The sequence below is a fragment of the uncultured Polaribacter sp. genome (genome assembly GCF_947503855.1).
GTDB lineage: Bacteria > Bacteroidota > Bacteroidia > Flavobacteriales > Flavobacteriaceae > Polaribacter.
Genome location: NZ_CANNFF010000035.1, coordinates 1 through 311 on the forward strand (window position 1 = coordinate 1; position 311 = coordinate 311).

Annotated in this window: 1 protein-coding gene; it reads right to left on the reverse strand. The window is 40.5% G+C overall.

The annotated features are described in order from the left end of the window. Positions 1 to 311, reverse strand: a 311-nt coding sequence (locus tag Q0662_RS11935; RefSeq protein ID WP_298950169.1) for an MBG domain-containing protein, incomplete at both ends; no start/stop codon positions are given.

The following is a 311-nucleotide window of genomic DNA, read 5'->3' on the forward strand; positions in this document are numbered from 1 at the left end:
TCTGTTGCGCCATATACTTTCGTTTGACCTGAATCAGCTGTTACTGTTAAAGCGGCTTTGGTGATGCTAAAGTCTGCAGTTACAAAGCTTATGTCATAATTACTGTCTGCTGCTCCTGAAGGTGTAATGGTATAGGTATTTACATCTTCTCCTGTTGCTCTTGCGATACTAACTCCTGTATCTAAACTAGATTCGGTATCACTATTTACGAATCCTGTAATTGTGTAGGTTAGCGCTGGATCTGTTGCGCCATATACTTTTGTTTGACCTGAATCAGCTGTTACTGTTAAAGCGGCTTTGGTGATGCTAAA